Origin of the sequence: Cellulomonas sp. NPDC057328 (assembly GCF_042667215.1) — a bacterium.
In the GTDB taxonomy this organism is placed as follows: domain Bacteria; phylum Actinomycetota; class Actinomycetes; order Actinomycetales; family Cellulomonadaceae; genus Cellulomonas.
On sequence record NZ_JBHUZW010000014.1, the window covers coordinates 47,882 to 57,454 of the forward strand.

The 9,573-nt window shown below is 76.1% G+C and carries 10 protein-coding genes; 3 read left to right on the forward strand and 7 right to left on the reverse strand.

The genetic code is table 11. The features are described 5' to 3' along the window. Positions 1 to 47: 47 nt before the first annotated feature. The gene (locus ACFUMH_RS04660; protein ID WP_378201119.1) at positions 48 to 1,463 is read left to right on the forward strand and encodes a nicotinate phosphoribosyltransferase; all 1,416 of its coding nucleotides are present in this window, start codon (positions 48 to 50) and stop codon (positions 1,461 to 1,463) included. A gap of 208 nt (positions 1,464 to 1,671) precedes the next feature. Here the strand turns inward: ACFUMH_RS04660 and ACFUMH_RS04665 are convergent, their stop codons facing one another. The 3 genes from ACFUMH_RS04665 to ACFUMH_RS04675 form a co-directional block, all read right to left on the reverse strand. After that, positions 1,672 to 1,833 (reverse strand): hypothetical protein, encoded by a 162-nt coding sequence (locus ACFUMH_RS04665; RefSeq protein ID WP_166435985.1) that lies wholly within the window; start codon positions 1,831 to 1,833, stop codon positions 1,672 to 1,674. Between the two features lie 239 nt (positions 1,834 to 2,072). Continuing rightward, complete coding sequence (locus ACFUMH_RS04670; RefSeq protein WP_378201123.1) at positions 2,073 to 3,875, reverse strand: DEAD/DEAH box helicase; 1,803 nt, start codon at positions 3,873 to 3,875, stop codon at positions 2,073 to 2,075. Continuing rightward, complete coding sequence (locus tag ACFUMH_RS04675; protein WP_378201126.1) at positions 3,872 to 4,255, reverse strand: DUF3039 domain-containing protein; 384 nt, start codon at positions 4,253 to 4,255, stop codon at positions 3,872 to 3,874. Before ACFUMH_RS04675 ends, ACFUMH_RS04670 begins: the two co-directional genes overlap by 4 nt. Positions 4,256 to 4,373: 118 nt before the next feature. Between ACFUMH_RS04675 and ACFUMH_RS04680 the strand changes: the two genes are divergently transcribed. Next, positions 4,374 to 5,342, forward strand: coding sequence for a hypothetical protein (locus ACFUMH_RS04680; RefSeq protein WP_378201129.1), 969 nt, complete (start codon positions 4,374 to 4,376; stop codon positions 5,340 to 5,342). Further along, positions 5,339 to 5,731: a GntR family transcriptional regulator gene (locus tag ACFUMH_RS04685; RefSeq protein ID WP_378201132.1), complete on the forward strand. Its 393-nt coding sequence runs from the start codon at positions 5,339 to 5,341 to the stop codon at positions 5,729 to 5,731. Before ACFUMH_RS04680 ends, ACFUMH_RS04685 begins: the two co-directional genes overlap by 4 nt. A 75-nt stretch (positions 5,732 to 5,806) precedes the next feature. Here the strand turns inward: ACFUMH_RS04685 and nagB are convergent, their stop codons facing one another. The 4 genes from nagB to ACFUMH_RS04705 are packed head-to-tail and all read right to left on the reverse strand — an operon-like array spanning position 5,807 to position 9,524. Continuing rightward, entirely contained in the window at positions 5,807 to 6,589 is a 783-nt protein-coding gene (gene nagB / locus ACFUMH_RS04690) for a glucosamine-6-phosphate deaminase (RefSeq protein ID WP_378201135.1), read from the reverse strand. Continuing rightward, on the reverse strand, positions 6,589 to 7,635 hold the full coding sequence (locus ACFUMH_RS04695; protein WP_378201138.1) for an ROK family protein: 1,047 nt from the start codon (positions 7,633 to 7,635) through the stop codon (positions 6,589 to 6,591). Before ACFUMH_RS04695 ends, nagB begins: the two co-directional genes overlap by 1 nt. Positions 7,636 to 7,638: 3 nt before the next feature. Further along, on the reverse strand, positions 7,639 to 8,571 hold the full coding sequence (locus ACFUMH_RS04700; protein WP_378201141.1) for a carbohydrate ABC transporter permease: 933 nt from the start codon (positions 8,569 to 8,571) through the stop codon (positions 7,639 to 7,641). Next, positions 8,568 to 9,524, reverse strand: coding sequence for a carbohydrate ABC transporter permease (locus ACFUMH_RS04705; RefSeq protein ID WP_378201144.1), 957 nt, complete (start codon positions 9,522 to 9,524; stop codon positions 8,568 to 8,570). The genes ACFUMH_RS04700 and ACFUMH_RS04705 overlap by 4 nt, the downstream gene beginning before the upstream one ends. Between the last annotated feature and the right edge of the window lie 49 nt (positions 9,525 to 9,573).

Sequence of the window (9,573 nt, forward strand, 5' to 3'; positions counted from 1 at the left end):
CGGGCGCGCGGCGTGTGCGGGTGACCGCCGCCGTCTACGTTGACGCCATGACCGACACGCGCGAGCGCGACGCCGTCGCGCCCCGGGCCGCGACCGACCCCGCCCTCCCCCGGCCGGGCGCGGACGCGAGCACGGCCCTGCTCACGGACCGCTACGAGCTGACGATGCTGCAGGCCGCGCTGGCCGACGGCACGGCGCACCGCCGGTGCGTGTTCGAGGTGTTCAGCCGCCGCCTGCCGCACGGCCGCCGCTACGGCGTGCTCGCCGGCACCGGCCGCGTGCTCGAGGCGCTGGACACGTTCCGGTTCGGCACCGCGGAGCTCGACTGGCTCGCGGACGAGGGCGTCGTCGACGACCCGACCCTCGACTTCCTGGCCGGCTACCGGTTCACCGGCTCGGCCGTCGGGTACGCCGAGGGCGAGATGTTCTTCCCGCAGTCCCCCGTGCTGGTCGTCGAGGGCACGTTCGCCGAGGCGGTCCTGCTCGAGACGCTCGTGCTGTCGGTGCTCAACTACGACTCCGCGATCGCGTCCGCCGCGTCCCGCATGACGAGCGCCGCGGTCGACCGGCCCTGCCTCGAGATGGGGGCCCGGCGCGCGCACGAGCACGCCGCGGTGGCGGCGGCCCGCGCGGCGGTGGTCGCCGGGTTCGCCGCGACGTCGAACCTGGAGGCCGGCCGCCGGTACGGGCTGCCGACGATCGGCACGGCGGCGCACGCCTACACGCTCCTGCACGACGACGAGCCGTCGGCGTTCGCGTCGCAGGTCGCCGCGCTCGGGTCGGGCACCACGCTGCTCGTCGACACGTACGACGTGCGGCGCGGCGTGGAGCACGCGCTGGCGGCCGCGGGGACGGGCCTGGGCGCCGTCCGGCTCGACTCCGGCGACCTCGGCGTGCTCGCGCACGAGGTGCGTGCGCAGCTCGACGCCGCCGGGGCCCGGGGCACGCAGATCGTCGTGACGTCCGACCTCGACGAGCACGCGATCGCCTCGCTCGCCGTCGCGCCGGTCGACTCCTACGGCGTCGGGACGTCGCTGGTGACGGGCTCGGGCGCCCCGACGTGCGGCATGGTCTACAAGCTCGTGGCGCGCGAGGACCGCGACGGCGTCCTGCAGCCGGTCGCGAAGGCGTCCCGGTCGAAGACGAGCCTCGGCGGCCGGAAGTCGGCCGCGCGGCGCCTCGACGGCGACGGTCGCGCGGTCGAGGAGGTGCTCGTGACGGGCCCGGAGGACGCGGTGGTCGCGTGGACGGCCGCGCAGCGCCGCGAGCCGAGCCCGGACCTGCGCCTCCTGCACGTCCCGCTCGTGGCCGACGGCGAGGTGCTGCCGGGTGCGACGGGCGCGGAGGGCGTCCGTGCCGCGGCACGCCGCCACCGCACGTCCCGGGACGAGCTGCCGCGCGGCGCACGCCGGCTGTCCGCGGACGAGGCGGCCGTGCCGACGGTCGAGGTCCGCGTCGGCTGACGCGTCGGCCGCCGGCCCGGCCGGCCGGCACGACGGCGGGCACCGGGGGGTGTCACCCGCGGGCGCGTGCCCGCCGCACGCACGGGAACGGGCCGGGACGCTGGTGGCGTCCCGGCCCGGTGTCCGTCGCGGTCGGCGGAGGGGGTGCTGACCGCGGTGGCCGCTCGCGGCGGGCCGGCGCGTGGGCCGGTGGCGCGAGCGGCGGTGCTCAGATCCTGGCGCGACCCCGGCCGCGGCCGACGAGGCCGAGGATCAGGCTGACGACGAGCACGATGGCGCCGATCCAGATCAGGAACTCGCCGATGCCGGTGGCGACACCGAGGACGAGCAGCACGACGCCGACGAGGATGAGGATGAGCCATGCAGGCATGTGGACACCTCTTTCTAGGACGCCGACGACGCGCACGCCGCCGGGCTCCCACCTGTGATGACCCGGAGGTCCCGGGTCCGTTTTGTCACGGCTAGAGCCTGGCAGCGCGCGGCCCGGTCGGCATCCGGAACGGTCGACTTGCGACGTCAAGACCCGCTGGTATGTGGTCGCGTGTCCAGCGCGCTGACCTGCGATCTCATCCCCATCTCATTGTCCGCATAGTGAGACGCGATGGTTCGTCACCGCTTGCCGACGAACCACCCGCGCAGCATCGCGACCCGCGCCTGGAGCTCGTCGGGCGCCGCCAGCGCGACCTCGGGGCCGCCGCACCGGCGCCGCAGCTCGGCGTGCACCGTCGCGTGCGGCTGCCCGCTGCGGCGCGCCCACGCACCGACGAGCTGCGCGAGCTCCTTGCGGAGCTCCGCCTGCTTGCGGTGGTCCATCTCCGCCGGCGCGACGGCCGCCTGCCCCCGGGCGCGCCGCGCACCCTGCTGGTCCGCCTGGCGCTGCCGCAGCAGCGTGGCGACCTGGTCGGCGTCGAGCAGCCCGGGGAGCCCGAGGAAGTCGAGCTCCTCCTCCGAGCCGACCTCGGCGCCCGTCCCGAACTCGCCGCCGTCGAACAGCACGCGGTCGAAGGACGCCTGGGCCTCGAGCGCCTCGAACGCGCCCGCCACGCCGTCCTTGCCGACGGCGTCGGGCGACGACGCCTCGCGCTCGGCGGCCGCGAGCAGCGCGGCCTCGGGGTCGGCGTCGTCCTTCGTCGGCCGGTCGAGCGCGTGGTCGCGCTCGACCTCCATCGTCGACGCGAGCTCGAGCAGCTGCGGCACGCTCGGCAGGAAGACCGACGCGGTCTCCCCGCGACGGCGCGCACGCACGAAGCGCCCGACCACCTGCGCGAAGAACAGCGGCGTCGCGGCGCTCGTCGCGTAGACGCCCACCGCGAGGCGGGGCACGTCGACGCCCTCGGACACCATCCGCACGGCCACGAGCCAGCGCGCGTCGCTCGCGGAGAACTCCTCGATGCGGTCGCTGGCGCCGTCGTCGTCGGACAGGACGATCGTCGGCGACTCCCCCGTGATCCGGGCGATGTGCCCGGCGTAGGCGCGCGCGTCCGTCTGGTCGGTGGCGATGATCATGGCGCCGGCGTCGGGCACCGTGCGGCGCACCTCGGTCAGGCGCCGGTCGGCCGCCGTGATGACGGAGGGGATCCACTCGCCGTTCGGGTCGAGGGCCGTCCGCCACGCCTGCGCGGTCATGTCCTTGGTGAGCGGCTCGCCGAGGCGCGCCGCGATCTCGTCGCCCGCGCGCGTGCGCCAGCGCATCGAGCCCGAGTAGGACATGAACAGCACGGGCCGCACGACGTGGTCGCGCAGCGCGTCGCCGTAGCCGTACGTGTAGTCGGCCACCGAGCGGCGGATGCCCTGGCCGTCCGGCGCGTACGTGACGAACGGGATGGGGGCCGTGTCCGAGCGGAACGGCGTCCCCGTCAGGGCGAGGCGGCGGGTCGCACCCTCGAACGCCTCCCGGACCGCGTCGCCCCACGACAGGGCGTCGCCGCCGTGGTGGACCTCGTCGAGGATGACCAACGTGCGCTCGGCACCCGTGCGGGCGGCGTGCAGGGCCGGCTTGCTGGCGACCTGCGCGTACGTCACGGCCACGCCGTCGTAGCCGGCGCCGTGGCGGCCCTGCGCGTTCGTGAACCGCGGGTCGAGGCGGATGCCGACGCGCGCGGCGGCGTCCGCCCACTGCTTCTTCAGGTGCTCCGTCGGGGCCACGACCGTGACGCGGCGGACGACGCGCGCCTCGAGCAGCTCGGTCGCGATCCGCAGGGCGAAGGTCGTCTTGCCGGCGCCGGGCGTGGCGACCGCGAGGAAGTCACGCGGCGACTCGCGCCGGTACTGCTCGATCGCCTCCGCCTGCCAGGCCCGCAGGCTCCCCGCCGCGCCCCACGGCGCGCGCGCGGGGAACGCCGGCGGCAGCTGCGACGCTGCCGACGACGAGGGGTGCTGCGGGGTGGTGGTGGGGCGCGGTGCCGCGCTCACGCGCCGCCCGACCCGGAGCCCTTGCCGCGGCCGAAGCCCCAGCGCCGGCCCGACCCGCCCGAGCCCTCACCCCCGGAGTCGCCGCCGCCGTCCTGCGGCTCGCGCAGACCCTCGTAGATCTCCTTGCACACGGGGCAGACCGGGAACTTCTTCGGGTCGCGGCCCGGCACCCAGACCTTGCCGCACAGTGCCACGACGGGTCGGCCGGTCATGGCCGACTCCATGATCTTCTCCTTGCGCACGTAGTGCGAGAAGCGCTCGTGGTCGCCGGGCTCGACCTGCTCCGTCGTCTCCTCGCGCTCGAGGACCGACGTGCCGCCCCGGGTGTCCGGGCCGAACGGGTCGTCGGGGCCGGCGGGCGGCGGGGTCGGGTCGCTCATGGCCTCCATCGTACGTGCCGGGCCCGACACACCCACCGGTCCGCGCGCACCGGGACGGCGTTTGACACGCGCGCCGCTCTGTATCAATGTAATGGCACATTGCTACAGGAGGAGTCGCATGTCGCACTACGCCGTCCTCGTGCTCGTCGCGCTGCTCGGTGTGGGTCTCGCCCTCACCGTGGCGGTGCGGTCGGGTGCCGCCACCCCCGCGCCCGACGGCCCCCCGGGCGCCGTCGACGTCGACCACGCGCCGGCCGCGTACCGGCGCGCGCGACGGCACGCCGGCGTCGTCGCGGCCCTGGCGTGGGGCGCCCTGCTCGCCGTCGTCCTGCTGACGCCGGCGCCGGTGCTCGCGGCGCCCGGCCGGTGGCAGGGGCTGCTGCTGGGCTGCGTGCCCGTGACCGCAGGGCTCGCGTTCCTGCTGGTGGCGGCGATCGGCGAGCGGACGTGGCCGCGACCCGCCGGGGCGCGGCGCCGGGCGCCCCTGCGCCCCCGGCACGTGCGCGACGTCGCGCCGCCCGCGCTGCGCCGGCTCGCGTGGGCGTGGGCGGGCGGGCTCGTCGTCGCGACGCTCGCGTTCGGCCTGACCGCGGCGCCGGACGCCCGCTCGGTGGCCGTCACCTACGCACCCGGGCACAGCGGGGGCGGCGGCCCCTACCCCGGCTGGGCGTACGGCGTGCCGCTCACCGCGGCCGCCCTGGTCGTCCTCCTCGCCGGCGAGGGCGTGCTGCGGCTCGTCGCCGCACGCCCGGTCGTCGCCGCCACCACCGAGGACGACGACGTGCGGCTGCGGCGCGCGTCCGCGCGCCGCGTGCTCGCCGGCACGCAGCTCGTGCTCGGCAGCACGCTCGCCGGCGTCCTGGCCGTGGGCGGGGCCACGCTGCGCCTCGTGGGCCGGGCGCACGAGTACGCCGTCGACGGCGCGTCGTACGCGCTCGGCGCGCCGTGGGTCGTCGCCGTCGGCACGGTGGCGGCGGTGGCCGGGATGCTCGTCGGTCTCGCGTCGCTCGTCGTCGCGGCGCGCGCCCTGCGCCGCGCGGCACGCGACGCCGGCGCCCCCGTCGTCCCCGCCGGGACGCTGCCGTGAGCGTGCAGCTCGAGGTCGACCTCGACTCCGGCGTGCCCGTGTACGAGCAGGTCCGCGCCCAGGTCGTCGCGCACGTCGCGGCCGGGCGGCTGCGTCCCGGCGACCGGCTGCCCACCATCCGGGCGCTCGCGACCGACCTCGGCGTCGCGCCCGGCACGGTCGCCCGCGCCTTCCGCGAGCTGGAGGCGACCGGCGTCGTCGTGACCCGTCGCCGCGCCGGCACGCAGGTCGCCGCCGGCGCCACCGCCGCGGACGACGCACCGCGCGCCGCGGCCGCGGCGTACGCGGACGCGGCGCGCTCGGCGGGTCTCACGCCGGACGAGGCGCTCGACCTCGTGCGCGGCGTCCTCCTCGGCACCGCGGCGCGGCGCACTCCCCCGCACGGATGACCGGCGCGCGCACCGGCCGGCACCGACGCCGACCGGCACGCGCGCCGACCGGCACGGACCCGCCGTCCCGCGGCCCTACAGCCCCTGCCACGCCGGCTTCGACGCCCACGTCTCGCGGTAGTACCCCGCGAGCTGGAGGCGGCTCGCCGCCGGCTCGTCGACCAGCACGCTCACGTGCGGGTGCATCTGCAGGACGGTCGCGGGCCACATCGCGCTCACCGGCCCCTCGACGAGCTGGTGCACCGCCTCGGCCTTGCCGCGCCCCTGCGCGAGCAGCACGAGGTGCCGCGCGGACAGGATCGTCGCCAGGCCCTGCGTCAGGCAGTGCGTCGGGACGGCGTCGACGTCGCCGCCGAAGAACCGCGCGTTGTCCTCGCGCGTCTGCCGGGTGAGCGTCTTGACCCGCGTCCGCGACGCGAGCGAGGAGCCGGGCTCGTTGAACGCGACGTGCCCGTCGGTGCCGATGCCGAGCAGCTGCAGGTCGACGCCGCCCGCGTCGGCGATGGCGCGCTCGTACGCGGCGCACGCGCCGGCGAGGTCGTCGGCGAGCCCGTCGGGCCCGAGCACGGCGTCGGGGTCGAGGTCCACGCGCGACACCAGCTCGCGCTCGACGACCGTGCGGTACCGCTCGGGGTGGTCCGCCGGCAGCCCGACGTACTCGTCGAGCAGGAACGCGCGGGCGCGCGCGAACGACAGACCCTGCTCGGCGTGCCGGCGGGCGAGCTCGTCGTAGACGGCGAGCGGGCTGGAGCCCGTGGCGAGCCCGAGGACGGCCTGCGGACGCGCCGCGAGCAGCCGCTCGACGGCGTCGGCGGCGAGCCGCGCGAGCTCCACCGCGGGGGCGATGACGACCTCCATCAGACGACCTCCCCCCGTCCGACCAGCGCGGCACCCACCGCGCCCACCGGTACCCCGGGCGGCGCGAGCCGCACCCGGTCCGCCAGGCGCAGCGACGCGAGGAACGGCGACGCGGCGGCCTCGGCGTCGAGCGCGGCACGCACGGCGCGCAGCAGCGGCTCGCCCACGGTGCTCACCCCGCCGCCCACGACGACCCGGTCGACGTCGCACGTCAGCACGAGGACGCGCACCGCGGCGCCGACCGCCCACGCGTACCGGTCCCGGACGCGCACGGCGTCGGGGTCCCCGGCCGCGGCCGCCTCGAACAGCACCGCGGGCGCGGGCCGCCCGTCGGTCGACGGCCAGGCGGCGTCGAGCGCGCTGCCCGACGCGTACTGCTCGACGCACCCGCGCTGCCCGCACTTGCACGGCAGGCCGTCCGGCACGAGCGTCAGGTGCCCGACCTCGCCGGCCGCGCGGTGCGTGCCGCGGCGCAGCTGCCCGTCGAGCAGCAGGCCGGCGGCGACGCCCGTGCCGAGCGCGAGGAACGCGAGGTCCCGCGCGTGCCCCGCCCGGTCGGGCCCCGGCACGGTGTGCGCGGCGCCGAGCACGGCGACGTTGAGGTCGTTCTCGACGCGCACGACGGTGCGCCCGCCGAGCACGGCCGTGGCGGCGGCGGCGAGGGCGAACGGGTGCGCGACGCCGACGTTGACGGCGTGCTCGAGGGTCCCGGTCGCCGGGTCGACGACGCCGGGCACGCCGACGCCCACGCCGACGAGCCGCTCGAGCGCGAGCCCCTGGGCCGTCGCGAGCGACCGCACGGCCGTCGTGACCGCGTCGAGGACGCCGTCCGGCCCGGCCACGGTCGGGGCACGGTGCGTCCGGGCGACGCGCCCGTCGGCGTCGAGCAGCACGGCGAGCACCTTGGTGCCGCCGACGTCGACGCCCACGGACCAGCCGGGCGGCCGGGACGCCGCCTGGGCCGCGCGCACGCCGTCGGGGGTGCCGGCCGGCCCGGCGACGCGCAGCGCCGCCGCTCCCCCGGCACGCAGGGTGGTGGTCTCCATCGCTCAGCCCTTGACCGCTCCGGACACGAGCCCGCCGGTCATCCGCCCCTGCACGATCAGGAAGAAGATGATCACGGGCACCGCGACGAGGACCGAGCCCGCCATGAGCGCCCCCCAGTCCGTCGCCTTGGTCGCCTGCTGGAACGTGCGCAGCCAGACCGGCAGGGTCATCTGCTCGGGCCGCGTCATGATGATCAGGGCCATCATGAACTCGTTCCACGCCTGCAGGAACGCGAACACCCCGGTCGCGACGAGCCCCGGCGCGAGCAGCGGGAAGGTCACCTTCCAGAACGCCCGCCCGCGCGAGCAGCCGTCGATCATGGCGGCCTCCTCGAGCTCGACGGGCACGCCGTTGACGAACCCGCGCAGCGTCCACAGCGTGAACGGCAGGACCCCCGCGAGGTAGACGATGCCGAGGCCGACGACCGTGTTGAGCAGGCGCCACCCGTCGACCAGCTGGAAGACGCTGATCATCATGGCCTCGCCCGGGATCATCTGGACGACGAGGATCGACAGCACGAACGCGCGCCGGCCGCGGAACCGGAACCGGGTGACCGCGAGCGCGCCGACGAACGCGAACAGCATGGACGCGATCAGCACGAGGAACGTCACCTGCAGCGACGTGCCGAGCGCGGGCAGGAACGGCGAGCGCACCTGCTCGAACATCGCGGTCTCGTAGTTGCGCAGCGTGAGCTGGTCGGGCCAGAAGTGCACGCGCGGGCCGATGATCTCGTTCGTCGGCAGCAGCGACGTGTTGACCATCCAGTACACGGGGAAGGCGAACGCCGCGGCGACGAGCGTGGCGACGACCCCCCAGCCCCACGACGACGCCCGCTTGCGCGCCGGGCGGCGGCGCGGCGTGACGACGGCGGGCACCGCCACGGGACGGGCGTCCGCGCTGACGGCCGGCGCGGCTCCGGCGGCTGCGACGCTCACAGCTCCTCCTCCTTGATCGTCGCCCGCACGTAGTAGGCCGAGATCGCAAGCATGATGACGGTGAAGACGACCGCGATGGCGCTGGCCGCCCCGTAGTGCCCCTGGGCCATGCCCATCTCGTAGATGTAGACACCGAGCGTGCTGGTCTCGGACCGCACGCCGCCGATCCCCTGCAGCACGAAGATCTGGGTGAAGACCTTCAGGTCCCAGATCATCGACAGGACGATGAGCACGGTGTAGATGGCCCGGACGTACGGCACCTGGATCCGGAAGAACCGCTTCGGCGCGCTCGCGCCGTCGATCTGCGCGGCCTCGATGACCTCGTGCGGGATCTGCGTGAAGCCCGCGTACAGCGTGAACGCCACGAACGGGATCGCGCCCCAGACGATGACGAGCGTGGCCACCGCGAAGAACTGCAGCGGCTCGATGAGCCACGGGTGGCCCATCCAGCTCTCGCCGGTCAGGGCCGTCAGCGTGTGGTTGACGACGCCGTACTGGGTGTCGAACATCCAGCCCCACACGAGCATCGCCGCGAGCGGCGGCATGGCCCACGCGAGCAGCAGCCCGACGGACAGCACGAGCCGCATGGCGCGGCCCAGCTTCATCAGCAGCAGCGCGATGAGGGTGCCGAGCGTGATGGTGAGGACGACGCACACGACCATGAGCGCGAAGCTGCGGGCCGTGACGGTCCAGAACCGCGCGTCGGTGAGTGTCTCGGTGTAGTTCCGCAGGCCCACGAACTCGGCCGGCACGCCCATGAGCTGGGCGCGCTCGTACTGCTGGAACGACAGCCACAGCATCCGCACCAGCGGCCAGCCGGTGACGACGCCGAGCGCGGCGAGGCTCGGGGCGAGCAGCAGCCACGGCAGGAGCCGGGCCGGGGTGATCGCGCGCGAGGCGCGGGGGGCCGGAGCCGTCGACGGCGGTGCGGCCTGGAGCGTGGTGGAGCTCATGGAGGTCCTTCCCGCGGGGCGCCGGGCCCCGCCGCCGTGGGGGCGGGGC